Here is a 25999-nt window from a genome sequence, read left to right on the forward strand (position 1 = left end):
AAAATAGTCTCACGACTGTTTACGCATATTTACAGCGGTTACTTTTTGACATAATTAGCCCCTTTTTTGTACGACGGTCCGAAAGCGGACAAAAGCAGGGAGGATGTTGTGAAGGTAGGGATAACCCGTTTTATCGGGCTTTGCACCGGCATTATTTTATGGCCGATCGGTAATGCTCACGCAGCGCTCCTCTCGCCAGCTGACCGTAGCGCCGTTCAGCAGCAGCAACAGCTTCTGCTGGATCAGAACCAACGTCAGCGCGATGAGCTGGAACGCAGCACGGTATTACCCCGCACGTCTTCCTCTGCCCCGCTTCCTGCCTCTGATGGCCCCTGTTTTGTTATCTCCCGGATTGTGCTCGACGGCGCGACCGTCATACCGCAGATCGCCAGGAACCGCCTGACCGCGCCCTGGCGCAACCAGTGCCTCGATATGGCGGCTCTCAACGAACTGACGCACGCGGTCTCCGACTGGTATATCAGCCGGGGTTATATCACCAGTCGCGCCTTTCTTACCGAGCAGGATTTGACCCACGGCACGTTGCATATCGCGGTGCTGGAAGGCAAGCTCCAGCAAATTCGGCTGGAGGGTGTGCCTGAGCGCACGCTGAAGATGGTTTTTCCCGGAAGCCTGGGCAAAATCCTTAACCTGCGTGATATCGAACAGGGGATGGAGCAGCTGAACCGGGTTCGCCAGACGCCGGTTGAAATTGAGATCCTGCCCGGAGACCGCCAGGGATACTCGATCGTTAACCTGACCGCTGCCCCCGAATTCCCGCTTACCGGCTCGCTCAGCTTTGATAACAGCGGGCAAAAGAGCACCGGCACCGGCCAGCTCAGCGGCGCTATCATCGGCAACAACCTGCTGGGGATTGCGGATAAATGGTTTATCAGCGGCGGGCGCAGCAGTGATTTTTCCAGCAGCAAGGATGCGCAGAATTTTGCCGCCGGGGTCAGCGTGCCCTATGGCTATGGCCTGCTCGATTACAGCTACAGCTGGAGCAACTATCTCAGCACCATTGATAACAATGGCTATCGCTGGCGTTCGACAGGCGACACCGAAACGCACCGGCTGAACGGCTCCTGGGTGCTGTTCCGCAACGGCGATATCAAGACCAGCGCCGCAGTAGGCCTGACCCACCGTATCAACCATAACTACCTCGACGACGTTCTGCTTGCCACCAGCAGCCGCAAGCTCTCCAGCTTTTCGCTGGGCATTAACCACACGCAAAAAATCGCAAGCGGCGTGGCGACGTTCAACCCGACCTTCACCCAGGGCGTGCCGTGGCTGGGGGCCGAGGATGACAACGACAAGCACGGCGATGTACCGAAAGCGGAGTTTCGCAAGTGGAGCGTCAACGGTAGCTATCAGCAACCGCTGACCGACAGGTTGTGGTGGCTCTCCAGCGTCTATTTTCAGTGGTCGCCCGACCGGCTGTACGGCAGCGAACGCTTAACTCTGGGGGGCGAAACCTCGGTGCGTGGCTTCAAAGAGCAGTATCTCTCCGGCGATAACGGCGGCTACTGGCGTAACGAAATCAACGCCTCGCTCTTCACCCTGCCGTGGCTCGGGCAGATCGGCGCCCTGGCGGCACTGGACGGCGGCTGGCTGAAAAAAGACGGTTTCGACCGTTACGCCTCCGGCACGCTGTGGGGGGCGGCGGCCGGGCTGACCAGCGTTAACCGCTTCTTCTCCAGCCAGTTCACCGTCGGGACGCCGCTGGAGTACCCGGACTGGCTGGCGCCGGATAATCTGAATATCTATTACCGCGTGTCGGTGGCGTTTTAAGGGACAGGGACGATGAAAAAGGAACAGGCAAGTTTATCGCAGCGCGTACTGAGCACCTTACTGAGCGTGTTAATCGCCACGCAGCCGCTGCTTCCTGCCGTGGCGGCCACGATCACGCCAACCGGCAATACGCAGCTGGATCACGCCGCCAACGGCGTGCCGGTGGTCAATATCGCCCCGCCGAATGCCGCGGGCATTTCGCATAATAAATATCAGGATTACAACGTCGGCAAAGAGGGACTGATCCTCAACAACGCCACCGGCAAGGCGAATCAGACCCAGCTTGGCGGGCTTATTCAGGGCAACCCCAACCTGACGGCGGGCAGGGAAGCGGCAGGCATTATCAACGAAGTCACTGGCACCAACCGCTCGCAGCTGCAGGGCTATACCGAAGTGGCGGGCAAAGCCGCCAACGTCATTGTCGCCAACCCTTACGGTATCACCTGTAACGGCTGCGGGTTTATCAATACCCCCAACGCCACGCTGACCACCGGCAAGCCGGTGCTCGACGCCAACGGCAGGTTGCAGTCGCTGGACGTCAGCAAAGGCAGCATCCTGATTGAAGGCCAGGGCCTGGACGGAAGTCAGAGCGATGCGGTATCGATTATCGCCCGGGCTACCGATGTTAACGCCCAGCTGCACGCCAAATCACTGTCGGTGGTGGCGGGTGCCAACCGGGTGGCGGCCGACGGCAGCATCAGCCCGATCCCCGGCGAAGGCGACGCCCCGAAAGTGGCGGTAGATACCGGGGCGCTGGGTGGAATGTACGCCAACCGTATTCGCCTGGTCTCCAGCGAGAAAGGGGTGGGCGTTAATCTGGGTAATCTCAATGCCCGCGAGGGGGATATTTCGCTGGATGCCAGCGGAAAACTGACGCTGAAAAACAGCCTTGCCAGCGGTGCCATTACCGCGAAGGGCGAAAGCCTGGCCCTGAGCGGGGACCATAAGGCCGGTGGCGACATTACCCTGAACAGCCAGCGCGATCTGGCGCTGCATGATGGCTCGCTGAACAGCGACCGTGACCTGGTCCTGAATGCCAGCGGCACACTATCGCACAGCAATGCAAAATTGACCGCCGGACGGGATGTTTCACTCGCAGGGCAACACATCAACCAGGATGCCCGCAGCGAAACGGATGCCGCCCGGCATATCAGCGTGAATAGCCGCGACAGCGCCAGCCTCAGCGGGCGAATGACGACGGGGCAAAACCTGTCGGTGAATGCCAATACCCTGACGCATAACGGCGCGCTGGTGGCGGGAAATACTCTCTCTCTTAATGCCGACCGCCAGACGCTCGACGGGGCGATTAATGCTACCGGTGATGTCAAGGTGGCCGGGCAACAGGTGACCACTACCAGGGCCTCGCAGATCCAGGGCCGTAACCTGAGCATGACCGCAAAACAGGCGGATCTGCAAGGGACGCAGGCCGCGAAAGATGCGCTGACGGTCAACGCCAGTGACACTCTGTTGCACAGCGGCAAAAGCAGCGCGGACACCATCACCCTTACTGCCCCGCAGTTGGACAACAGCGGCGTGGCGATCGCGTCGGCACTGAATGCGCAGGCGCAGAAGCTGACCAACGCCGGGCTGTTGCAGGGCGATACGTCCCTGCGGCTGGATACCCGTGAACTGGACAATCTGCAAAACGGCACCCTGTACAGCGCAGCGAATCTGACCCTGGCTATTCCGACCATCAGCAACAGCGGCCTGATTATCAGTGACGGCACGCTGGCGGTCACAGCCAACTCCCTCACCGGTGCGGGGCTATTGCAGGGCACCGATGCGTTGACCCTTAGTGGAGAAAATCTGTCCCAGGGAGCCGCAGGGCGCTGGCTAACCGCTGGCACGCTGGACATCACCGCCGGGCAACTCACTACCGCAGGCCTGGCGCAGGGTCAGGATCTCAGCATTGATGCAGGCGACTGGCGGCATACTGGCTCCGCGCTTGCAACAGGCGATTTTGATGCCCGTGCGACTGGCTCGCTGCTGAACAAAGGCGACCTGATGAGTCAGGGCAATCTGACATTCAGCGTACCGCAGCTCACCAACTACGGTAATCTGCTCGCCGCGGGCGACATGTTGCTGACCGGCGCGCAGCTCACTAACAGCGCCACGGTGCAGGGGAATACTGTCGGCCTGAGCCATGACAGCCTCGATAATGCGGGAACGGTCATTGGCCTGAACGGACTGCGGCTGGACACCATCGGCACCCTGAATAACCGGGGCGACCTGCTGAGCCAGCAGGCCCTGACGGTGAACGGCGGGGACATCACCAACAGCGGTCGGCTGCAGGGGCAGAACATTGCCCTGGCAGGTACAAATCTTACCAACAGCGGTGCCATCCAGAGTGCGCTGGACCTGGCGCTGACGTTAAGCGGTGATATGGCCGCCGTGACCGGCAGTAAAATTACCGCCCTGAACAGTGCCCGTATCGCCGGAAAAGCCCTCGACAACCAGGGGCTGCTGAGCGCGAAAAACCTGACTGTCGACGGGGAGTCGCTCAGCAACGGCGGGGAGATGAGCGGCGTCAACGGACTTAACCTGCAACTGACCGGCCACCTGAGGCAGCTGGGGAAAATGCTGAGCGGGGCAGGGCTGACCGTCCGGGCGAGAGACATCAGCAACAGCGGTCAGATGCAGGGAGATAACACCCAGCTTGATGCCCGCACGCTAACCAACGACGGACATCTGCAGGGCGACAGCGGCCTGACGCTCACGCTGCTGGATGCGCTGACCAACCAGACGGACGGTACCATTCTCAGCCAGAACGCACTCGCTGTGACCGCCCCGGTGCTGAGCAATAACGGGACGATTCAGGGTAACGGCGCCTCCACGCTAAACAGCGCCACGCAGGTGCAAAATAACGGCAACATCCTCTCGGGTGATGACCTGACCCTGACCACGGCGGATTACCACGGGGCAGGCTGGTTGCAGGCAACGAGCCTGGTGATGAATGTCGCGAAACTCGCTAACAGCGGCACCCTGATGGCAACCCGCCAGGCCACCTTTACCGGCAACAGCCTGACTAATGCCGGAACCCTGCAGGCGGCACAGCTCACCGCAAACGCGCAGACGCTGACCAACAGCGGCACCCTGCTCGGGAACAACAGCCTGACGCTAAACAGCGACAGGATTAGCAACGACAACGGCAACCTGTTCAGCGGCGGCGACCTGCTGACCGACGCGGCGTCCCTCAGCGGTGCGGGCCAGATTGTGGCCCTCGGCAACCTGACGCTGAAGCTGGTGGATAGCTGGACGGCACAGGGCGTGATAGCGGCAAACGATCGGCTAAGCGTGACCAGCCAGGGCGATATCGTCAACCAGAGCATCCTGCAGGGCAACGGCATCACGCTGAACGCCGCCGGCAAAGTGATCAATAACGGGCAAATTACGGCAGGAGGCGGCACAACCTCGCTCTCCGGCAGCCAGATTGCCATGAATAACAGCGGCTCGCTGCAGGCCGGGGGTGATGTCAGCCTCTCCAGCCTGGGGGATATTACGCTCGATGGCTTTACCGGCACCGCGGGCAATATGGCGCTCACCGCCGCCGGGTCGGTGATCAATACCGCGCTACTGTATGCCGGTAATAACCTGTCGCTGTTTGCGGATCGTATCCATAACCAGCGCGGCGATATGCTGGCGGGCAATGACCTGGTGATGCAGAAGGATGCTTCCGGGGCGGCTAACAGCGAGGTGATCAATACCTCCGGGAATATCGAAACCACCCACGGTGATATCACCATTAAGACCGGGCATTTGTTGAATACGCGGGATGGGCTGGCGACGAAAACAACGCAGATCGACGGTGCACAAAGTATTCCGGGCATGGGTGATGTGACGATTAACGTCGATATCAGTCAGCTTGCTGACGGTACTTACGGCATGACCAGTAAATATGCTGAAAAGGATGTGGGCCCCTGCGGAACCCACAGTGCCTGTAACCATGTCAAATGGAATCAGTTTTACTACGCCATGTATGCCGCTTCGGCAGAGCAGAAATTTATCAATAGCCAGACGCGAACTGACGTTACCAGCAATGGAGGCGCATCAAGAATTGCCTCCGGCAAAAATCTCACTATTAATGCCGGCTCACTGGAGAATTTTGCCAGCAATATTATGGCAAATGGTGAGGTCAGCCTGGCAGGGAGCACGCTCAACAACCAGAGCTGGCAGTCCGGTACGGTCACTGACTGGCTCGTCTATCAGTATGATTCACGTCGATATGGATACGCAGTCGAGCCGGGTGGTCGTTATCCGACAGATGGAAACAACTATCAGGATGTCATGCCCAAGGACACGTCCATTGCTTTTACGCTTAAAGGGCATGACTCAAGTACAGAATTTGGAGAAATCTACCGCTCGGTAATTCAGGCAGGCGGTAAAGTCTTTGCGAACTTCAGCAACGATATCAGCAATACCAACACCACCGCCAACGCAGGCAAAATCAGCAACACCATCACAAAGCCGAACCTCAACACGCCTTCAGCGCAAAGCATCGGCGGCGGCGTAAGCCAGCAGGCGCTTGCAGACGCCGGAGCCCAGACCATTACCGGTCCGGACTGGAAAGACAGCACTGTCAGCCAGACTATCGGCGGCGGCACGGGGCTGGCATCTGGTGGCATGGACGGCAACTATCCCCTGCCATCCGGCAACAACGGCTACTTCGTGTCATCTACCGACCCCGACAGCCCGTATCTCATCACTGTCAACCCGAAACTCGACGGGCTGGGACAGCTCGATCCCTCTCTGTTTGGCGATCTATGGAAACTGCTCGGTGTGAATCCTGGCGCAGCTCCACGTGAAACGGCCAGTCAATACACGGACACCAGTCAGTTCCTGGGTTCCTCGTACATGCTTGACCGTATTGGGCTGAAGCCGGATCGCGATTATCGCTTCCTCGGCGATGCCGCATTTGATACGCGGTACGTCAGTAATTACGTACTGAACCAGACCGGAACCCGCTATATCAGCGGTCTGGGCTCCGACCTCGACCAGATGCGCTATCTGATGGACAGTGCCGCTGGCGCACAAACCTCGCTGGGGCTCAAGTTCGGCGTGGCGCTGACGGCAGACCAGATAGCCGCCCTCGACCACAGTATCCTGTGGTGGGAGACCGCCACCGTTAACGGCCAGACCGTGATGGTGCCTAAGGTATACCTCTCTCCGAAGGACGTCACGGTGCAGAACGGCAGCGTGATTAGCGGGAATAATGTGCAGCTGGTGGGCGGTAACGTCATCAACAGCGGAAGTTCGCTGCTGGCGCAGAAAGGCCTGTCTGTCGACAGCAGCAACAGCATCAGCAACCTGAACGCCGGACTGCTCAGCGCAGGTGGTGGACTCAATCTGAGCGCGCTGGGTGATATCAACAATATCGGCTCCAGCCTCAGCGGTAAAGCCGTGGCGCTGGAAAGCGTTACGGGCAGCATTAACAACGTCACCCAAACGCAGGCGTGGGATGTGGATGCGGGCCGCGTGCGCTTAAGTGGTACGGATGTGGGCGTCACCTCGTCCATCACCGCAACGGATGGGCTGGTGATGCGCGCCGGGCAGGATATCAACATCACCGGGGCGAACGTGGCGGCGGGCGGTAGCCTCGGCATGGCGGCAGGCAACGACATCACTATCACCGCCAACGAGATTGCGCAGAGCGAGACCCGTTCGCCGCGCAACAGCGCGGCAACAGAGACGGCTTCTGTTACCCAACAGCGCAGCACCCTGTCGGCGGGGGACGATCTCACCCTGCTGGCCGGGAACGATCTGAATGCCCGCGCCGCAGCCATTGCCGCCGAAGGGGATGTTGGCATCCAGGCCGGACGCGACGTGAACCTGCTGGCAGAAGCCACCTCTGAAAGCGCCAGCAGCAAAGCGAAGAAGAAAACCGCCATCGATGAGTCCGTGCGTCAGCAGGGGACGGAGATCGCCAGCGGCGGCAACGCGATTATCATCGCCGGGCGCGACATGAACGCGCAGGCCGCAGAGGTGACGGCGCAGGGCGATATCGGTGTGGCGGCGGGTCGGGATGTCAATCTTACCACCGCGACCGAGAGCGACTATCGCTACCGCGAGAAAACCAAAACCAGCAGCGGGTTCCTGAGTAAAAAGACCACGCACACCATTCAGGAGGACAGCGCGACGCGGGAGAAAGGCTCCCTGCTGAGCGGCGATAACGTGACGGTGACGGCGGGAAATAACCTGCGGGTGTTGGGCTCGGCGGTAGCAGGCGACGGTGACGTGGCGCTATCGGCAGGCAACAACGTCGACATCGTGGCGGCCACCAACACCGACACCTCCTGGCGCTTTAAGGAGACCAAAAAGTCCGGTCTGATGGGCACAGGCGGCATCGGCTTCACCATCGGCAGCAGCAAGTCCACCCAGAGCCTTCGCGAGCAGGGCACCACCCAGAGCGGGAGCTTCAGCACCGTCGGGTCGACGGGCGGCGACGTCAGCATCACGGCGGGTAAACAGGCCCACATCGGCGGGGCGGATATCATCGCGCAGCAGGATATCCGTCTTACCGGTGACAGCGTGGTGATCGCGCCGGGCCACGACAGACGCACCCGCGATGAGAAATATGAGCAGAAGAGCAGCGGCCTGACGGTGGCGCTGTCCGGCACGGCGGGGAGCGCGGTGAACAGCGCGGTCACCACGGCACAGAGCGCGAAGCAGAGCAGCGATTCGCGTCTGGCGGCCCTGAAGGGTACCCAGGCGGCGCTCTCCGGCGTGCAGGCCGGGCAGGCGGTGGCGCTGGACCAGGCGAGGGGAACCTCTGACCGGGATAACAACAACACCCTGGGCGTCAGCGCGTCGCTGGGGTCGCAGTCGTCAAAATCCTCCTCGCATACGCAGAGCGAGACGACAAAGGGCAGCAGCCTGAGCGCGGGCAACAACGTCACGATAAAGGCCACCGGGAGCGACATCACCGTGGCGGGCAGCCAGATCAAGGCCGGTCAGGATGTGACGCTGGATGCCGCCCGGGACGTGAACCTGCTGGCCTCGCAGGACACGCAGCAGACGACGGGGAAAAACAGCAGCAGCGGCGGCAGCATCGGTGTCGGGCTGGGAGTGGGCTCTGGCGGGGCGGGTATCAGCATCTCCGCGAACGCCAGCAGCAGCAAAGGGCACGAGAAGGGCAACGGGGTCTGGCAGAACGAGACCACGGTGGATGCGGGTAACCGGGTGACCATCAGCACCGGACGCGATGCGACGCTGGCCGGTGCCCAGGTGAGCGGCGACGCCGTGGTGGCAGATATCGGGCGCGACCTGACCATCGCCAGCACGCAGGACAGCGACCACTACAACAACAAGCAGCACAGCATCAGCGGCGGCCTGGGCTACACCTTCGGGGCGGGCGGTTTCTCCGGCAGCATCAGCGCCAGCCGGGACAAAATGCGCAGCGACTACGACTCGGTGCAGGAGCAGAGCGGGATATTTGCCGGCAAGGGCGGCTTTGACGTGACGGTGGGCAACCACACGCAGCTGGACGGCGGGGTGATAGCCTCAACGGCGGGGGCGGACAGGAACCGCCTCGACACCGGCACGCTGGGCTTCAGCGATATCCACAACCGGGCGGACTTTAAGACTGAGCATCAGGGGGCGGGCTTCAGCTCCGGGGGCAGTATCGGCGGTCAGTTTGCCGGGAACATGGCGAACGGCCTGCTGGCCGGAGGCGGGAACAGCGGCGATGCACAGGGCACCACCCGGGCGGCGGTGAGCGGGGGGACGCTGACCGTCCGGGATACGGCGAACCAGCAGCAGCACGTGGCGGACCTGAGCCGGGTTGCGGAGCATGCGAACGGCAGCATCAGCCCGATATTTGACAAGGAGAAGGAGCAGCGTCGCCTGCAGGAAGTGCAGCTGATAGCTGAGATTGGCTCGCAGGCAGCCGATATCGCCCGCACCCAGGGGGAGATAAATGGCCTGAATGCGGCCCGGGCGAAGCTGGCAAAAGAAGGCATACATGAGCCGGGGCCGGATGCCACGGAGAAGGTTAAAGCCGACTATCAGAAAGCACTGCGTGAGACGTCCGAATACAAAACGGCCATGGAGAAGTACGGCACGGGCAGCACTATCCAGCGGGGTATCCAGGCGGCGACGGCGGCGCTGTCGGGCCTGGCAGGCGGGGATATCGCCGGTGCGCTGGCAGGTGCGGCTGCGCCGGAGCTGGCGTATGCCATCGGCCACAGGTCGGGTCTCAGTGAGGATGATGTCGCGGGTAAAGCCATTGCCCACGCCATTCTGGGCGGGGCAGTTGCCGCCCTGCAGGGGAACAGTGCGACAGCAGGTGCCGCGGGCGCGGCAGCGGGCGAGCTGGCGGCGAAAGCGATAGCGGGTGTGCTGTATCCGGACGTGAAAGACCTGTCGAAGCTGAGCGAGGAGCAGAAGCAGACGGTCAGCGCCCTGGCAACGATTTCGGCGGGAATGGCCGGCGGGCTGGCCGGGGACAGCACGGGGGCTGCGGCAGCGGGTGCGGGGGCAGGGAAGAATGCGGCTGAGAATAATTTACTTGGCGGCGGAACTGAAGAAGGCCAGATAAAAGCCATGCAGGAACATGCGAAAAATGTCATGTCCTGCAATACCGATCCTGGCGGAGCGGCTTGTCAGAAAGGACTGGCAATGCAGGACGCTCTGATGGTTACACTCCCGGCAGGACTTGGCGGTGGTGTTCTGGCTGCAGCAACTCCGGAAATCGCGGCGGCAGCGCAAGTGGCAATACGGTCCTGTACTGGAAATGTCGTGCTGTGTCTGAATAGTGCCGGGATCCAGGTATCGGAAGCTATCGTGCCGGGCGGTGTTGGCGCTGGCGGCGCGGTAGGTATTGGTAAGTCGGTAGCGGAAGCTACGGCAGCGAAAGTAGAAGCTTCAGCGGCTAATGCAGTTAAAAACAGACAATTACCAACGGGTACTGTTTTTGATTCAATTAAAGCAACTCAACCCGCAATACCGGGAACGTCAGTCCCTAAATCGTTTGAGTTAAATGTTAATGGACAAACTGTTTGGGTGAATGCAAATGCAACCAAACATATGGGCGAATATCTAACACGAAATGGATTATCTCATAGTACTACTGAGGGAAGTCAGGCTATGTTGACTAGTCTTCAGAATGCAGTTAAAGATGCATCTTTACAGGGCATGAAGTTTAATGAAAAAATGCAGGTTGGTCGTTGGGAATTAATATTTAGCCAACGCCCTACTGATCCTTATCCAGTATTAAAACATGCGTTATATAAATAATGAAATTAACTATCGATAGAGTAGATTATGAACCTAAGAACGTAGCCGTCAGTATTGATGGCTACGTCCCCATTGATATTAAACTCCTTGAACCAATAGGGCTTCCTCCTTTATATTGGCGAGTTGGAGACGGAAAAAAAAGCTTACTCGAAATGGCTTTTTTGCCTGAAAATGGATTTTTATCTGCTATCACATTGGTGATAATGGATCCCGATTCTGTCCATAAGATGGAAAACTCTCCAGTAACGTTATTTGGAAGTAGAGTTGGGCTTCCAGTTGTAAACTCAAAATTATGGAAGAGCTCAGGTAGTGAGGATTTTGGTTATCGCTTCATTGATGATTTTCACCTCGGCATTCAGGCATTTACATCTTCAAATACTATTTTGTTAATAATTGGTAGAAACCCTCAGAAAATCAACTGGATAAAATGTAGTAACGCCTTTTATATAGGTGCAGATGATGAAGGAAATATTACTAACTTATTTTTGGATAATTTATCACAAGAAGAAATTAAAAGTTTTTTTGAAGCAGTTGGTTAGCATAGCCCCGGCTGAAATGGCTGGGATTGTGCTGTTAACAATCATCCCTTAACCGGCTCGATCACCATTTTCCCTGTTTCACGCAGGCCGTGACCGGTCTCTGGGGGCTGAATCCCTTTTCTTTAAGCCACTTACCGTTAAGATGCAGGCCGGAGCTGACGGATACCAAGTGGACATGCGGGGGCATGCTCTTTAACAGCTCTGGGAAAATGGAAAACGGAGACCAAAAAATCCGGTCTGATGGGCACGGGCGGGATTGGTTTCACCATCGGCAGCAGCAAGTCCACCCAGAGCCTTCGCGAGCGGGGCACCACCCAGAGCGGGAGCTTCAGCACCGTCGGCTCGACGGGCGGAGACGTCAGCATCACGGCGGGTAAACAGGCCCACATTGGCGGGGCAGACATTATCGCCCAGAAAGATATCCGTCTTAGCGGGGACAGCACGGGGGCTGCGGCAGCGGGTGCGGGGGCAGGGAAGAATGCAGCTGAGAATAATGCGCTGAGTGTTGCTGAAAACAAATCCCGTGCTCAGGAGATGTTTCATTGTCAGGGTAGTGCTGCCTGCGAAAAAGACGTTATTGATAAGTACAAGAAAATCAATGCAGAACAACAACAGAGCGTTGTGGAATGTAAAGGTGCACAGAAGTGTGTTAACAAAGCAAATGAAGTCGGCAAATTGCAGGCTGATTATGCCAATCGCGCTAATGAATTGATGGAGGAAGGTCGCCTGAATGGCAGCCTTAGCCCGGAAGAACAGAACGAATTATCTATCCTTCAGGCAACATCGATTCAGTTGGAAGCGGACCGGACAGCAGCCATCTATAATGCTCTGATGTCGGGTGATTCGCCGGAGGCGAAGCAGCTTGCGATCAACTCTTTAGCCCAGACAATAGGAACAAGTGCGGCTGGAGTGGCAGCAGGTATTGGGAAAGGGGGAAAAGGTAGTTCGTTACCTACACCCACAACCACTCCGGCAGCGAATGGTCTGAACTATCAGTCAAACCCGAAACATACCCCTGGACAGCAAGGTTATAACTTCAATGCTGGGACGGAACCTAAAAATTCAATCGAGCTATTTGGCGCGTCAGTTGCAAGCGGCAAAAAAAGATATTCAATTGATAGTGAAGGAAATGTTCATCAATTTACCAATACAAATGATGGTACATGGCATTGGTCTGGTAGCACAGGAGATAAAACAGTTCCGTTGAAAAAAATGATATTCCAAATAGTGTTAAAAAAGAGTTTGGTTTACCTGGAAAGTGGAGATAATCATGATATTCGGTAATCCGTATCATTTTGCTATTTGGACAGAATTTGTCCCTCAGTGGAGTGAATCATATAAGAATGGGCTTTTCCATTTAATTATAAATGGAAAACTTTATCCAGATGATATCAGGACATCAACGCTATCCAGTGATCTCTATGAAATCACTGATAGCGATTGTGCTTTGATATCACAACCTCAAAATGATGAGATTTTTTATTTATCTACAGAAACTGCTTTTAAGCGTTTATTTGACTTGGCTTATCCGCAACCTTCTGAGCAAGATGAATATCCTGAACAAATATTTGACTATTGTATTATTTCTTCAAATATCAGTAGCCGTGGTGGATGTTTTTTTGCCGTTTCAAACGATACATCATTGAGGATTATTGGTGGAATGATACAACATCTTGTGAAAGATGAAAGTGAAGATAAAAATGTATGGGAATATATTAAGAAACCATTACTGCAAGATGTCATCATATTAAAGCATGATTTAAATGAAATCATGATTAATGTAAGACAGTATGCTGACTCTCTTTAAAATAAATAACGAAATAGTTATAACTTTCGCGTTATAGCTGGTTATAAGCTCTTTAACAGTACCGGAAAATTGAAGAATGGAAGCCAGAACTGTGTACCATCAACGCCAGTACGCAGGACAGCAACGAGTATAAATCCAGGCAGAACAGCGTGGCGGCGGGAGGCAGCTTCACCTTCGGCATCATGACCGGCTCGGGCTACGTCAGCGCCAGCCAGGACAAAATGAACAGCACCTTTGATACGGTGCAGGAGCAGACCGGGCTGTACGCCGGTGACGGTGGGTTCGATATCACGGTGGGCCGCCACACGCAGCTGGACGGGGCGGTGATAGCCTCCACGGCACAGGCGGATAAAAACCGGCTGGATACGGGCATCCTGGGCTTCAGCGATATCCATAACGAAGCTGACTATAAGGTCAGCCACAGTGGTATCAGCATGAGCGGGGGCGGCAGCTTCGGCCAGGATACGTTTACCGGCAATATGCCGGGCGGAATGGTCTCCGCGGGTGGCAGCCGCGGCCATGCAGAGGGCACCACCCGGGCGGCTGTCGCAAACGGCACTATTACCGTGCGTGACACAGCGAACCAGCAGCAGGACGTGGCGGACCTGAGCCGGGACCGGATGCCACGGAGAAGGCTAAAGCCGACTATCAGAAAGCGCTGCGTGAGACGTCCGAATACAAAACGGCCATGGCGAAGTACGGCACGGGCAGCACTATCCAGCGGGGTATCCAGGCGGCCACGGCGGCGCTGTCGGGGCTGGCGGGTGACAGCACGGCGTCTGCGGCAGCCGGGGGGCAGGCAGGGAAGAATGCGGCTGAGAATAACTCGCTGGCACATGTACTGGCCGCTGCTGAGAAAGAAAAGCCTGGCACGTTAGCGAAATACCAGGCCGCCAGAGAAGCGATGTGTCAGCAAGATCCAGAGGCATGTCGCCAGGCGGTGAATACAGCTGCGAGCCTGGGGCTGGATTTTGTGCCAGTTGTCGGAGACATCAAAGGATTCCACGAGGCTGAGACGGCGCTGGATTATCTTGCTGCGGCAGTCGGATTGATACCGGGTGCGGGCGATGTGGCGGGTAAGACGCTCAAGGCGGCGGAAACGGTACTGAAGAAAGGTGATGTGTCTGAAGCGTCGAGGTTAATTAATAAGGCTAGCTATGAAATATCAGGACATTTACCGAGTCCTGGACAGATATCCTTGCCAAGTTCTGGGGTAGGATCTAATGCTGCATTTTCAGTTACCAATGCACAATTAGGTAAAAAACTTGGAAAACACGTCGAAGATTTTGGCGGTAATGCTTCGAATGCAGTAGATAGACAACGTGTGTTAGACATTATAAATGATATAGGTTCGAACCCAGATAAAGTTGTTGCTGGTAAATTTGCAGGACAAGGTGCAGGAAGCGGTGCCAGTCGTGGGGATGTATTCTTCAGAATAAAGGGGAATGATGTTGTGGTTACTAAACCTGATGGTAGCTTCGTTACTATTCTTAAGGATGGCATTAATAATACCTCTGTAAAAAATGCACTGAAGGGGGATCCGAAATGATTAATCCTTTAGAGAATTATGAGGAATGGACTCTCGAAGTTGTGGGTAAAAAGCTTTTAGGGATTAATGGTTTGATTTATATACTCGAAGATCCTGACTTTGATCATCCACAGCAGTTGCAGCTTGTTTTTTCAAAAACAGGAATAGCTGATAGCTTGAAATGTGGAAAGGATGGTTCAACACTTGAATTAACTGACCATCCGATGCAAGAAAAAGATCTTGGTGAGTATGGCAAGGAAATCATTATTGATATTTCACATATAAATCCGTTTGTTAAGTTCATCGGAAAAACTTTGTCGAAAGTATTTTTGATATTTTCCTCGGCAGAGGATGCCTATGTAGGCTTGCGACTAAATTTTGAAGATAATTTTAGTTTATTTATTATGAACATTGGTGATGAGATAAATATCTTCGAATGTTTACCAAAATCATTTGAGCAAAATGAAGGAATTACATATTCGGAGTTATAAATAAAAGATCCCGGCCCCTGCGCCGGGATCTTTTTATCCGTCAGCTCCTGACCGGCTCGATCACCAGTCGTTCCTGCTCAACGCTGACCATGACCAGCGTGTCGGTGCTGAATCCCGCCTCTCTCAGCCAGTTACCGTTCAGGCGCAGGCTGGGGCTGCGGAATACCAGATGGTGGTGTGGGTATATGCTCTTTAACAGCTCTGGAATCATGGTTAAAGGGGCGTGCCTTTGACTTGGTGCAGGAGCAGACCGGGCTGTATGCCGGTGACGGTGGGTTCGATATCACGGTGGGCCGCCACACGCAGCTGGACGGGGCGGTGATAGCCTCCACGGCACAGGCGGATAAAAACCGTCTGGATACGGGCATCCTGGGCTTCAGCGATATCCATAACGAAGCTGACTATAAGGTCAGCCACAGTGGCATCAGCATGAGCGGGGGCGGCAGCTTCGGCCAGGATACGTTTACCGGCAATATGCCGGGCGGAATGGTCTCCGCGGGTGGCAGCCGCGGCCATGCAGAGGGCACCACCCGGGCGGCTGTCGCGAATGGCACTCTCATCGTGCGTGACACAGCGAACCAGCAGCAGGACGTGGCGGACCTGAGCCGGGACCGGATGCCACGGAGAAGGCTCAAGCCGACTATCAGAAAGCGCTGCGTGAGACGTCCGAATACAAAACGGCCATGGCGAAGTACGGCACGGGCAGCACTATCCAGCGGGGTATCCAGGCGGCGACGGCGGCGCTGTCGGGGCTGGCGGGCGGGGATATCGCCGGTGCGCTGGCAGGTGCGGCTGCGCCGGAGCTGGCGTATGCCATCGGCCACAGGTCGGGTCTCAGTGAGGATGATGTCGCGGGTAAAGCCATTGCCCACGCCATTCTGGGCGGGGCAGTTGCCGCCCTGCAGGGGAACAGTGCGGCAGCAGGCGCTGCGGGCGCGGCAGCGGGCGAGCTGGCGGCGAAAGCGATAGCGGGTGTGCTGTATCCGGACGTGAAAGACCTGTCGAAGCTGAGCGAGGAGCAGAAGCAGACGGTCAGCGCCCTGGCAACGATTTCGGCGGGAATGGCCGGCGGGCTGGCCGGGGACAGCACGGGGGCTGCGGCAGCGGGTGCGGGGGCAGGGAAGAATGCGGCTGAGAATAATGCGCTGAGCAAGGAAGACAAAAAACGTCTTGGTCTGCGGACAATGGAACCGATTGATATAAATCCATTGTTCAATCGTACTGCCAAAGTTCTTGATGGGGATGGCGATCCGCTGAAAGGTGGTGGTGGGGTTGCAAAAGGCACCAAGGGCTCTATGCTGGGTCAATATGATGTTCAAACAGCGAGCAAAACCATATGGAAAGGAACTGGTAAAGAACGTATTGATGTTGAAAACCCTAATCCAGGTCAAAGGCCAGGACAATTACACTATCAAGATAATAAGGGTAATAAGTATATTTATGATCCTCAAACCAATTCTTTCCCTGACGCGCCAAAGTCAGTGAATAATTTATTGAATGACCCTTCTTTCAAAAAGTCTATAGATAAAGGGATGATTCAATATTTGGGAGAGAAAAAATGAAATGCAACGCACTGATGTCAAAAATATTGCAGAATGCTCAATGGAATGATTTGGCGCTGCCTGAAGAACTAAGTTCATGGGTCGACAAAGGTTTTGTAAAGCAAAGAAATTGTGTTTTTCTTGCCGCGCTTTTCCATTCCTATCCAAAAGATGAATATTTGTTTGATAAGACTGGCGTTGAATGTTTTGTTAACTCTTTTCATATTGATGATTATGTTGCAGAACGATATTTAGAATATTCGTGTCTTTTTTGTAATGCTATTTTTAATAAATGGCATCAAGAGGGAAATAGTGAAAAGTTAAATATGATAGTTTCAATGGATGAATTTGGTGCTGTGATTAAATTTCACGTTATCCGGCAAGGCGAGAACTGGTTAAGCCATGACCTTGAGAAGTACGAAGACGCCATTTTTGTAACAAACGATATTATAAGGCAATAATCCCTTGAACGCTTAACAGCGCAAAAGGATGGATGCAAAGCCTGAAAATCTCTGTCATCAGATCCCAAATCCTGAAAGAAGATCCCGGCCAAATCGCGCCGGGATCTTTTTTCTTCCCTGCTCAACGCTGACAATGACCGGCGTGTCGGTGCTGAATTCCGCCTCTGCCAGCCAGTTGCCGTTCAGGCGCAGGCTGGGGCTGCGGGAATACCAGGTGGTCATGCAGGTACAGGCTCTTTAACAACACTGGAGAAAATGGAAAACAGGCAGCAAAAACGCTGTCGGCAGACAACAACGTCGACATCGTGGCGGCCACCACCACCGACATCTCGTGGCGCTTTAAGGAGACTAAAAAGTCCGGCCTGATGGGCACGAGCGGCGCTCTCCGGCGTGCAGGCCGGGCTGGCGCTGGCGCTGGACCAGGCGAAGGGAACGTCTGACAGCGGCAATACCAACACCGTGGGCGTCAGCGCGTCGCTGGGGTCGCAGTCGTCAAAATCCTCCTCGCATACGCAGAGTGAGACGACAAAGGGCAGCAGCCTGAGCGCGGGCAGCAACGTCACCCTCATCGCCACCGGGAGCGACATCACCGTGGCGGGCAGCCAGATTAAGGCCGGTCAGGATGTGACGCTGGATGCCGCCCGGGACGTGAACCTGCTGGCCTCGCAGGACACGCAGCAGACGACGGGTAAAAACAGCAGCAGCGGCGGCAGCATCGGTGTCGGGCTGGGAGTGGGCTCTGGCGGGGCGGGTATCAGCATCTCCGCGAACGCCAGCAGCAGCAAAGGGCACGAGAAGGGCAACGGGGTCTGGCAGAACGAGACCACGGTGGATGCGGGTAACCGGGTGACCATCAGCACCGGACGCGATGCGACGCTGGCCGGTGCCCAGGTGAGCGGCGACGCCGTGGTGGCAGATATCGGGCGCGACCTGACCATCGCCAGCACGCAGGACAGCGACCACTACAACAGCAAACAGCACAGCATCAGCGGCGGACTGGGCTACACCTTCGGGGCGGGCGGTTTCTCCGGCAGCATCAGCGCCAGCCGGGACAAAATGCGCAGCGACTACGACTCGGTGCAGGAGCAGAGCGGGATATTTGCCGGCAAGGGCGGCTTTGACGTGACGGTGGGCAACCACACGCAGCTGGACGGCGGGGTGATAGCCTCAACGGCGGGGGCGGACAGGAACCGCCTCGACACCGGCACGCTGGGCTTCAGCGATATCCACAACCGGGCGGACTTTAAGACTGAGCATCAGGGGGCGGGCTTCAGCTCCGGGGGCAGTATCGGCGGTCAGTTTGCCGGGAACATGGCGAACGGCCTGCTGGCCGGAGGCGGGAACAGCGGCGATGCACAGGGCACCACCCGGGCGGCGGTGAGCGGGGGGACGCTGACCGTCCGGGATACGGCGAGCCAGCAGCAGGACGTGACGGCCCTGAGCCGGGATACGGAGCATGCGAACGGCAGCATCAGCCCGATATTTGACAAGGAGAAGGAGCAGCGTCGCCTGCAGGAAGTGCAGCTGATAGCTGAGATTGGCTCGCAGGCAGCCGATATCGCCCGCACCCAGGGGGAGATAAATGGCCTGAATGCGGCCCGGGATAAGCTGGCTAAAGACGGTAAACATGAGCCGGGGCCGGATGCCACGGAGAAGGCTAAAGCCGACTATCAGAAAGCACTGCGTGAGACGTCCGAATACAAAACGGCCATGGAGAAGTACGGCACGGGCAGCACTATCCAGCGGGGTATCCAGGCGGCGACGGCGGCGCTGTCGGGCCTGGCAGGCGGGGATATCGCCGGTGCGCTGGCAGGTGCGGCTGCGCCGGAGCTGGCGTATGCCATCGGCCACAGGTCGGGTCTCAGTGAGGATGATGTCGCGGGTAAAGCCATTGCCCACGCCATTCTGGGCGGGGCGGTGGCAGCCCTGCAGGGGAACAGTGCGGCAGCAGGCGCTGCGGGCGCGGCAGCGGGTGAGCTGGCGGCGAAAGCGATAGCGGGTGTGCTGTATCCTGAGGTGAAAGACCCGTCGAAGCTGAGCGAGGAGCAGAAGCAGACGGTCAGCGCCCTGGCAACGATTTCGGCGGGAATGGCCGGCGGGCTGGCCGGGGACAGCACGGCGGGTGCGGCAGCCGGGGGGCAGGCAGGGAAGAATGCGGCTGAGAATAATGCGCTGAGTCTGCCGAAAGGGATGAATGATATTGGTTTATCCCAGCAGTCGCTTGCAGCCAGTATGATCCAGAATGGTGCTACACCAGATGAGTTAACAGAAGCGCTGATTAAAAACTCACAGGGTCAGATACCGGAAGGGCAGGATGCAGTTAAAGGTCTGTTAACCGCCTGGGGCGAGTTCTTCGGAGTGCCGGTCAGTGCGTTGACGGCTGATGGTGAAATGACGCCGCAACGGGCTGCAGAAATCCTGGCGAGTGGTGTGCCGACCAGTGAAGCGAAGTTAATCCAGTATGTAGCTGCTAAGGCATTTTTATCTGTTGCGAAAAGCTCCGATCTTGGATTATCACCTGCAAACCAGAAATATGTGGATATCCTTTCACCGGAAGCGAAACAGCACATTTTATATGGGGATAGCCCTACGCAAGGTGGACATCTGTATCCTGGAAATCCAGGAAAAACAGTTTTCCCTCAAAGCTGGTCAGCAGACAAGGTTGTTCATGCTGTGGGTGATATAGCTACTTCACCCGATACCAAATGGTTTGCCCAGACCGGAACGGGTGGGGCGTATACAAATGCAGGAAGACCAGCAAGATGGGTTGCCTGGGAAGAGCGAGAAGGCGTTAGAGTTCGTGTGGTATACGAGCCAGCTAGTGGGAAAATCGTGACAGCGTTCCCGGATAGTAATCCGACTCCTCCAGCTTTAAAACCGATTAAGAAATAGCGTGGGCGCGATGGATATTAATGAAAAAATTAGATCATTAGGTGAAGGGTTAAAGGATCGGTTGGATCCTTCGCTCGTTGACTTTGCTCTCGATTATATTGGGTTCTCAGAGAGTGTATTAGCATTCGAAACGCTATGTGATCACATCGCTGATTATGATGTGGTGATTAGCAAAAATGAATATACGCAAGTGCTTAAAATAGCTAATGATCTTGGCCTAGAAATAGATAGTAGATATACATATATAAATCCAGAGAAATAACCTCTTGATAGCTATGATTTATCCCGGCCTCAGCGCCGGGATCTTCTTTAGCCGTCAGCCCTTAACCGGCTCGATCACCGGTCTTCCCTGATCAACGCTGACCATGACCGGCGTGTCGGTGCTGAATCCCGCTTCTGCCAGCCAGTTACCGTTCAGTCGCAGGCAGGGGCTGAATGAATACCAGATGGTCATGCAGATACAGGCTCTTTAATAGCTTTGGGAAAAATGGAACGCGGGGCATAAAACCGCGTATCGGGCGTGGGGTCACCTTCGGCAGCATGACCGGTTCGGGCTACGTCAGCGCCAGTCAGGACAAAATGAACAGCACCTTTGACTCGGTGCAGGAGCAGACCGGGCTGTACGCCGGTGACGGTGGGTTCGATATCACGGTGGGCCGCCACACGCAGCTGGACGGGGCGGTGATAGCCTCCACGGCACAGGCGGATAAAAACCGGCTGGATACGGGCATCCTGGGCTTCAGCGATATCTATAACGAAGCTGACTATAAGGTCAGCCACAGTGGTATCAGCATGAGCGGGGGCGGCAGCTTCGGCCAGGATACGTTCACCGGCAATATGCCGGGCGGAATGGTCTCCGCGGGTGGCAGCCGCGGCCATGCAGAGGGCACCCCCCGGGCGGCTGTCGCAAACGGCACTATTACCGTGCGTGACACAGCGAACCAGCAGCAGGACGTGGCGGACCTGAGCCGGGATACGGCGAATGCGAACGGCAGCATCAGCCCGATATTCGACAAGGAGAAGGAGCAGAAGCGGCTGCAGGCCGTGAGCTTAATCAGCGAGATTGGCAGCCAGGCGATGGATATTGCCAGGACGCAGGGAGAACTGGTAGGACGGGTCGCGGCAAAAGATCCGCAGGCGCTGGAGGAGGCCCGTCAGCAGCTGACCCGGGAAGGGACGCCAGCCACGGATGAAGCCGTGGCGAAACGGGCCTATAACAACGCGATGGCGCAGTACGGCACGGGCAGCACCCTCCAGCGGGGTATCCAGGCGGCCACGGCGGCGCTGTCGGGGCTGGCGGGCGGGAATATCGCCGGTGCGCTGGCAGGTGCGGCGGCTCCGGAGCTGGCTTACTTCACCGGACATAAATCTGGTCTTGATTAGGATGATGTTGCGGGCAGGGCCATTGCCCATGCCATTCTGGGCGGTGCCGTGGCGGCACTCCAGGGTAACAGCGCGGCGGCAGGTGCCGCGGGCGCGGCCACGGGCGAGCTGGCGGCGAAAGCGATAGCGGGGATGCTGTATCCTGACGTGACCGACCTGTCGAAGCTGAGCGAAGAGCAGAAGCAGACGGTTAGCGCCCTGGCAACGATTTCGGCGGGGATGGCGGGAGGGCTTGCCGGGGACAGCACGGCGTCTACGGTTGCCGGGGGGCAGGCAGGGAAGAATGCGGTTGAGAATAACTTTTTGAGCGTATCGGAGAAGACTGAGCTTGGGATAGCGAAGCTGAAACTCAACAGCAAAGACCCGGCAGAACATGAGAAAGCGCAGCGAACAGTTAATGAGCTGCGCGAAAAAGATATCGCCAGTGACCAGAAAGTCATTGATGCCTGTGGTAACGGTAATGCCGGAAGTGCGGCGTGTGCGGGTGCAAGGCTGGAGGTTATTGCGGCCAAAGGCGAATACGAAAACACCGGTAACTACAACTCGAAAGCCAGCCAGCAGTATGCCGATGCTTACGGCCAGATAGTAAACCTGCTGAATATCACCAGTGTTGATGCACAGAATCAACAGCAGGTGAAGAATGCAATGGTGAACTATGCCATGCAACAGCTTGGTGTCGATAAGGCGACGGCGGAGCAATATGTATCCACCTATGACGGGATTAAGATCGTTGCTGCTTCTATATCGCCTATGCTGGGAACAGCTGCGGCGAATAAACTTAGTGCGATGGTTAAAGAAGCTAATATGTATCCTTCGGGTATTGCTTTTAAAATCAATCAACCGGAACATTTAGCTCAACTTGACTGATATTCACAGAAGAAAGGAATTATCGGTGCTCATAATGCTGATGCATTCAACAAAGCTGTTGCTGATAATGGTGTGAAGATCATATCTCAAGAGCCAAGTGAGAATGGTATTATACATATTAAATATCAAATACCTGCAAAGGATAGAGCTGGCAATATTACTGGTTATAAAAATGAAATTCTGGAAAAAACGATTTATGATCCGAAAGTATATAGTGACGAAAAAATCTTACAATTAGGACAGCAAGCGGCAGCCAGTGGCTATAAAGATGCAATTTCTTCTGGTAATAGAGAGTACACAGCAACAGCTGGCGGTGTTAAATTCCAAGTATACTTGGATCAACAAACCGGTACAGTAACTAACTTTTTCCCGGTGACAAAATGAACGAATATCTTTTTGAAAAAATAGATTATGAACACGATCATGAATGGGTTTTAAAGTCCTTTTTCAACTCATTGCACTTACAGAACAGGTTCATCTATGGGATCGATAACATCATAGAAAGACACGGTTTTGTAATTAATGAAACATATTGTCATTATCCAGACTTACAAGATATAGATCCTGAATTTCATTTTGATGGAATAATGTTTGGTGTCTGGGATGGTGAAATCATCGTCCCTGAATCCGTAGGCTTTAAATATATCTACCTGGCTTGTGAAAAATATCTTCAGCTACATCCTGAAGATACGGATAAAGTTAAAGCATTATTGGCTAAGATCCCATCTTAAAAAAACAAATCCCGGCCCCTGCGCCGGGATCTTCTTTTACTCGTCAGCCCTTAACCGGCTCGATCACCAGTCTTCCCTGCTCAACGCTGACAATGACCGGCGTGTCGGTACTAAATCCCGCCTTTCCCAGCCAGTTGCCGTTCAGGCGCAGGCTGGGGCTGCGGGAATACCAGGTGGTCATGCAGGTACAGGCTCTTTAACAACACTGGAGAAAATGGAAAACAGGCAGCAAAAACGCTGTCGGCAGACAACAACGTCGACATCGTGGCGGCCACCAACACCGACATCTCGTGGCGCTTTAAGGAGACTAAAAAGTCCGGCCTGATGGGCACGAGCGGCGCTCTCCGGCGTGCAGGCCGGGCTGGCGCTGGCGCTGGACCAGGCGAAGGGAACGTCTGACAGCGGCAATACCAACACCGTGGGCGTCAGCGCGTCGCTGGGGTCGCAGTCGTCAAAATCCTCCTCGCATACGCAGAGTGAGACGACAAAGGGCAGCAGCCTGAGCGCGGGCAACAACGTCACGATAAAGGCCACCGGGAGCGACATCACCGTGGCGGGCAGCCAGATTAAGGCCGGTCAGGATGTGACGCTGGATGCCGCCCGGGACGTGAACCTGCTGGCCTCGCAGGACACGCAGCAGACGACGGGTAAAAACAGCAGCAGCGGCGGCAGCCTTGGCGTCGGGCTGGGAGTGGGTTCCGGCGGGGCGGGGCTACACCTTCGGGGCGGGCGGTTTCTCGGGCAGCATCAGCGTCAGCCGGGACAGAATGCGCAGCGACGACGACTCGGTCCAGGAGCAGAGCGGGATATTCGCCGGCAAGGGCGGCTTTGACGTGACGGTGGGCAACCACACGCAGCTGGATGGCGGGGTGATTGCCTCGACGGCGGGGGCGGACAGGAACCCTCCCTCAATCCCGGCCTCTGCGCCGGGATTATTTATCTGCAACTTTCCCGTTACCCGCCAGGCTGCCGTGCACCCGCCATACTCACCCCTGTATCCTGTTTTTCATAAACCCCGCTTATAGTTTCCTGTCGATATTTAGCTTTGCGTGCTATATTTTTGCTGGATTAATCTCTCGTCCGGGTGACATAGATCGATATTTTATCTGTATGTTAGGGGTTACCGCTGGCAGAAAGTGGAGAAATTACGCGATCTGTCGATAAGCTTGTACATAGTATTAGCTCTACGTAATATGCATTAGAATATTTACTAAGCAAATATGACTACCCGTAAAGGGAATGCTTTATGGCGGTTGTTAATCACAGATCCCCTTTACACGTTCGTATCCCACAAAAACGTTGTCCCTGGCAAAGTCATGCAGGAAACAAAAAATACTGACTTGTGAATCACGAGTAATACCATGAAAAATTATGATGATTTGCAGCGTTTCAAGGATAAAACGCGCACCGGTGACATCAACTTCAAGGACCTGTCTGCACAGAACAAGCAGGCTTCCGCCAGCGGCTGGGCGATCATCAACCAGCTGGCGGGGGGAAATAATGACTCCGCGCTGGCGAAAGCCGGCAGCGTCGCCGTACCTGTTCCGCAGGCGGTAAAACCCGGTGAACTTGATGCCGCCTTTGCCAGCCTGACGAAGGTGCCTGCCGTTTCCTCGCCGTCGATCATGCAGAGCATGAATGCCGACAGCGCAGAAAAAGAGGAGCCGGTTCAGCCTGCGCCCTCGCTCTTTGATCAGCTTAAGCCCGAGGCAACAAGCCAGCCGCCGGTGAAAGAGGCGCCTGCGCCACAACCTGAGTTCCGTGCAACGCCTGCGCCCGTGGTGCCCATTGCTGAAGCCACCCCCCCGCCAAAACCGGCGGAGCCGGTGCGCTTTGAGCAGCTGTTCGCGACCAAAACGTCCGCGCGCGCCAGCCATCCGGTAAAAGATCTTCCGTTACAACCGCTCCTGGAGAGAATCGCTTCATGCCGTTAGTGTGTATTTGCTCGCCAAAAGGCGGAGTAGGGAAAACCACGGTCACGGCCAACCTCGCTTATGCTCTGGCACGTTCCGGCAGTAAAGTTCTGGCCATTGACTTCGATGTACAGAACGCGCTGCGTCTGCATTTTGGCGTGCCGCTGTCTGACGGACGCGGCTACGTAGCACGCGCCAATGAATCCGCCGACTGGAGCCAGTCGGTGCTGACAGCGGGTAGCAACATGTTTGTCCTGCCCTATGGCGAAGTGACGGAGGAGCAGCGCCTGGTCTTTGAGCATAACCTGACCAGCGACAGCCATTTCCTGGCACGCGGGTTAAGTTCCCTGCTGAATTATCCGGGGCTGGTCATTCTGGCCGACTTCCCGCCGGGGCCGAACCCGGCGCTGAAGGCAATCTCGCCGCTTGCCGATATGCACCTTGTGACCTTGCTGGCTGACACCGCATCGCTGTCACTGCTGCCCCACATTGAAAATCACCGGCTGACCGGCGGCGAGCCGCCCAATAACAAGGCCGGATACCATTTCCTGGTGAACCAGAGTGATAACCGGCGCCATATCAGCCGGGACGTCACCGCCTTCTTACAACAACGCCTCGGCGATCGCCTGCTTGGTGTGATCAACCGGGATGAAAGCGTGCCTGAGGCCAATGCCTCACAGCAATCGATACTGGATTTCAGCGCCACCTCGGCGGCGGCATTCGATATCGAGCTGGTGAGTAAGCGTATCGCGGGTATTTTGGGTATTCAGGTCGGTGACGGCGCCGTGCACGCCAATCTGAGAACCTCCAGTTTCTGACGACAATTT

General features: G+C 56.0%; 17 protein-coding genes and 7 pseudogenes. 20 read left to right on the plus strand and 4 right to left on the minus strand.

The features are described from left to right. The first annotated feature begins 132 nt into the window (after positions 1 to 132). The 8 genes and pseudogenes from MXM41_RS18200 to MXM41_RS18235 all read left to right on the plus strand — a co-directional run bounded on the left by MXM41_RS18200 (position 133) and on the right by MXM41_RS18235 (position 15384). Complete coding sequence (locus MXM41_RS18200) at positions 133 to 1788, plus strand: ShlB/FhaC/HecB family hemolysin secretion/activation protein (RefSeq protein ID WP_325933644.1); 1656 nt, start codon at positions 133 to 135, stop codon at positions 1786 to 1788. Positions 1789 to 1800: 12 nt separating this feature from the next. Continuing rightward, positions 1801 to 11019, plus strand: coding sequence for a hemagglutinin repeat-containing protein (locus tag MXM41_RS18205; RefSeq protein WP_325933503.1), 9219 nt, complete (start codon positions 1801 to 1803; stop codon positions 11017 to 11019). Continuing rightward, positions 11019 to 11558 (plus strand): hypothetical protein, encoded by a 540-nt coding sequence (locus tag MXM41_RS18210; protein WP_325933505.1) that lies wholly within the window; start codon positions 11019 to 11021, stop codon positions 11556 to 11558. The genes MXM41_RS18205 and MXM41_RS18210 overlap by 1 nt, the downstream gene beginning before the upstream one ends. Before the next feature lie 219 nt (positions 11559 to 11777). Further along, positions 11778 to 11999 (plus strand): annotated as a pseudogene (locus MXM41_RS22875) (hypothetical protein); the annotation flags it as partial. An 829-nt stretch (positions 12000 to 12828) separates the two neighbouring features. Next, complete coding sequence (locus MXM41_RS18220) at positions 12829 to 13365, plus strand: immunity 42 family protein (RefSeq protein ID WP_325933507.1); 537 nt, start codon at positions 12829 to 12831, stop codon at positions 13363 to 13365. A 104-nt stretch (positions 13366 to 13469) separates the two neighbouring features. Then, positions 13470 to 14218: pseudogene (locus MXM41_RS18225) on the plus strand (VENN motif pre-toxin domain-containing protein); the annotation flags it as partial. Between the two features lie 51 nt (positions 14219 to 14269). After that, a complete protein-coding gene (locus MXM41_RS18230) occupies positions 14270 to 14914 on the plus strand; it encodes a hypothetical protein (RefSeq protein ID WP_325933646.1) in 645 nt (214 codons plus the stop codon). Continuing rightward, positions 14911 to 15384, plus strand: a complete 474-nt coding sequence (locus MXM41_RS18235; RefSeq protein ID WP_325933509.1) for a hypothetical protein — start codon at positions 14911 to 14913, stop codon at positions 15382 to 15384. Before MXM41_RS18230 ends, MXM41_RS18235 begins: the two co-directional genes overlap by 4 nt. A 40-nt stretch (positions 15385 to 15424) precedes the next feature. On the opposite strand, the gene MXM41_RS18240 is transcribed toward MXM41_RS18235, so the two are convergent. Next, a complete protein-coding gene (locus tag MXM41_RS18240) occupies positions 15425 to 15595 on the minus strand; it encodes a SymE family type I addiction module toxin (RefSeq protein WP_418936799.1) in 171 nt (56 codons plus the stop codon). Here MXM41_RS18240 and MXM41_RS18245 point away from each other — a divergent pair. Together MXM41_RS18245 and MXM41_RS18250 are read left to right on the plus strand one after the other, a co-directional pair. Beyond that, positions 15577 to 16547: pseudogene (locus MXM41_RS18245) on the plus strand (VENN motif pre-toxin domain-containing protein); the annotation flags it as partial. The gene MXM41_RS18240 and the pseudogene MXM41_RS18245 overlap by 19 nt on opposite strands. A 395-nt stretch (positions 16548 to 16942) precedes the next feature. Further along, positions 16943 to 17386 carry a hypothetical protein gene (locus MXM41_RS18250; RefSeq protein WP_325933511.1) on the plus strand — a complete coding sequence of 148 codons (444 nt, stop codon included), beginning with the start codon at positions 16943 to 16945 and terminating at the stop codon, positions 17384 to 17386. Between the two features lie 57 nt (positions 17387 to 17443). Here the strand turns inward: MXM41_RS18250 and MXM41_RS18255 are convergent, their stop codons facing one another. Further along, positions 17444 to 17608, minus strand: coding sequence for a SymE family type I addiction module toxin (locus MXM41_RS18255; protein WP_325933513.1), 165 nt, complete (start codon positions 17606 to 17608; stop codon positions 17444 to 17446). A 150-nt stretch (positions 17609 to 17758) separates the two neighbouring features. On the opposite strand from MXM41_RS18255, the pseudogene MXM41_RS18260 reads away from it, so the two are divergent. From MXM41_RS18260 to MXM41_RS18265, 3 genes and pseudogenes are all read left to right on the plus strand, one after another. Beyond that, a pseudogene (locus tag MXM41_RS18260) lies at positions 17759 to 19564 on the plus strand (hemagglutinin repeat-containing protein); the annotation flags it as partial. A gap of 54 nt (positions 19565 to 19618) precedes the next feature. Next, entirely contained in the window at positions 19619 to 20278 is a 660-nt protein-coding gene (locus tag MXM41_RS22880; protein WP_371414042.1) for an EndoU domain-containing protein, read from the plus strand. 10 nt (positions 20279 to 20288) lie between these two features. After that, positions 20289 to 20540 carry a MafI family immunity protein gene (locus MXM41_RS18265; RefSeq protein ID WP_325933514.1) on the plus strand — a complete coding sequence of 84 codons (252 nt, stop codon included), beginning with the start codon at positions 20289 to 20291 and terminating at the stop codon, positions 20538 to 20540. Positions 20541 to 20594: 54 nt separating this feature from the next. On the opposite strand, the gene MXM41_RS18270 is transcribed toward MXM41_RS18265, so the two are convergent. Continuing rightward, positions 20595 to 20732 (minus strand): SymE family type I addiction module toxin, encoded by a 138-nt coding sequence (locus MXM41_RS18270; RefSeq protein WP_325933515.1) that lies wholly within the window; start codon positions 20730 to 20732, stop codon positions 20595 to 20597. A 62-nt stretch (positions 20733 to 20794) separates the two neighbouring features. Here MXM41_RS18270 and MXM41_RS22885 point away from each other — a divergent pair. The 4 genes and pseudogenes from MXM41_RS22885 to cdiI form a co-directional block, all read left to right on the plus strand. Continuing rightward, positions 20795 to 21410: pseudogene (locus MXM41_RS22885) on the plus strand (hemagglutinin); the annotation flags it as partial. A 95-nt stretch (positions 21411 to 21505) separates the two neighbouring features. Beyond that, positions 21506 to 22528: pseudogene (locus MXM41_RS22890) on the plus strand (VENN motif pre-toxin domain-containing protein); the annotation flags it as partial. Positions 22529 to 22549: 21 nt separating this feature from the next. Beyond that, entirely contained in the window at positions 22550 to 22912 is a 363-nt protein-coding gene (locus tag MXM41_RS18280) for a CdiA family toxin C-terminal domain-containing protein (protein WP_325933648.1), read from the plus strand. Continuing rightward, positions 22909 to 23259, plus strand: a complete 351-nt coding sequence (cdiI, locus tag MXM41_RS18285) for a ribonuclease toxin immunity protein CdiI (RefSeq protein ID WP_325933517.1) — start codon at positions 22909 to 22911, stop codon at positions 23257 to 23259. Before MXM41_RS18280 ends, cdiI begins: the two co-directional genes overlap by 4 nt. A 43-nt stretch (positions 23260 to 23302) precedes the next feature. Here cdiI and MXM41_RS18290 read toward each other — a convergent pair whose 3' ends face one another. After that, positions 23303 to 23440: a SymE family type I addiction module toxin gene (locus MXM41_RS18290; RefSeq protein ID WP_325933518.1), complete on the minus strand. Its 138-nt coding sequence runs from the start codon at positions 23438 to 23440 to the stop codon at positions 23303 to 23305. A 150-nt stretch (positions 23441 to 23590) separates the two neighbouring features. On the opposite strand from MXM41_RS18290, the pseudogene MXM41_RS18295 reads away from it, so the two are divergent. The 3 genes and pseudogenes from MXM41_RS18295 to bcsQ form a co-directional block, all read left to right on the plus strand. Beyond that, a pseudogene (locus MXM41_RS18295) lies at positions 23591 to 24161 on the plus strand (hemagglutinin repeat-containing protein); the annotation flags it as partial. Positions 24162 to 24620: 459 nt separating this feature from the next. Continuing rightward, complete coding sequence (gene bcsO, locus MXM41_RS18300) at positions 24621 to 25193, plus strand: cellulose biosynthesis protein BcsO (RefSeq protein WP_325933521.1); 573 nt, start codon at positions 24621 to 24623, stop codon at positions 25191 to 25193. Next, complete coding sequence (bcsQ, locus tag MXM41_RS18305) at positions 25184 to 25990, plus strand: cellulose biosynthesis protein BcsQ (protein ID WP_325933522.1); 807 nt, start codon at positions 25184 to 25186, stop codon at positions 25988 to 25990. Before bcsO ends, bcsQ begins: the two co-directional genes overlap by 10 nt. Positions 25991 to 25999: the final 9 nt, after the last annotated feature.

Source organism: Leclercia adecarboxylata, assembly GCF_035787115.1.
Lineage (GTDB): Bacteria > Pseudomonadota > Gammaproteobacteria > Enterobacterales > Enterobacteriaceae > Enterobacter > Enterobacter adecarboxylatus_E.

Excerpts from the sequence above, each read along its gene's own strand:
- MXM41_RS18205 (WP_325933503.1), top strand. The coding sequence starts at position 1,801 with ATGAAAAAGGAACAGGCAAGTTTATCGCAGCGCGTACTGAGCACCTTA.
- MXM41_RS18210 (WP_325933505.1), top strand. The coding sequence starts at position 11,019 with ATGAAATTAACTATCGATAGAGTAGATTATGAACCTAAGAACGTAGCC.
- MXM41_RS18220 (WP_325933507.1), top strand. The coding sequence starts at position 12,829 with ATGATATTCGGTAATCCGTATCATTTTGCTATTTGGACAGAATTTGTC.
- MXM41_RS18230 (WP_325933646.1), top strand. The coding sequence starts at position 14,270 with ATGTGTCAGCAAGATCCAGAGGCATGTCGCCAGGCGGTGAATACAGCT.
- MXM41_RS18235 (WP_325933509.1), top strand. The coding sequence starts at position 14,911 with ATGATTAATCCTTTAGAGAATTATGAGGAATGGACTCTCGAAGTTGTG.
- MXM41_RS18240 (WP_418936799.1), bottom strand. The coding sequence starts at position 15,595 with ATGATTCCAGAGCTGTTAAAGAGCATATACCCACACCACCATCTGGTA.
- MXM41_RS18250 (WP_325933511.1), top strand. The coding sequence starts at position 16,943 with ATGAAATGCAACGCACTGATGTCAAAAATATTGCAGAATGCTCAATGG.
- MXM41_RS18255 (WP_325933513.1), bottom strand. The coding sequence starts at position 17,608 with ATGACCACCTGGTATTCCCGCAGCCCCAGCCTGCGCCTGAACGGCAAC.
- MXM41_RS22880 (WP_371414042.1), top strand. The coding sequence starts at position 19,619 with ATGATCCAGAATGGTGCTACACCAGATGAGTTAACAGAAGCGCTGATT.
- MXM41_RS18265 (WP_325933514.1), top strand. The coding sequence starts at position 20,289 with ATGGATATTAATGAAAAAATTAGATCATTAGGTGAAGGGTTAAAGGAT.
- MXM41_RS18270 (WP_325933515.1), bottom strand. The coding sequence starts at position 20,732 with ATGACCATCTGGTATTCATTCAGCCCCTGCCTGCGACTGAACGGTAAC.
- cdiI (WP_325933517.1), top strand. The coding sequence starts at position 22,909 with ATGAACGAATATCTTTTTGAAAAAATAGATTATGAACACGATCATGAA.
- MXM41_RS18290 (WP_325933518.1), bottom strand. The coding sequence starts at position 23,440 with ATGACCACCTGGTATTCCCGCAGCCCCAGCCTGCGCCTGAACGGCAAC.
- bcsO (WP_325933521.1), top strand. The coding sequence starts at position 24,621 with ATGAAAAATTATGATGATTTGCAGCGTTTCAAGGATAAAACGCGCACC.
- bcsQ (WP_325933522.1), top strand. The coding sequence starts at position 25,184 with ATGCCGTTAGTGTGTATTTGCTCGCCAAAAGGCGGAGTAGGGAAAACC.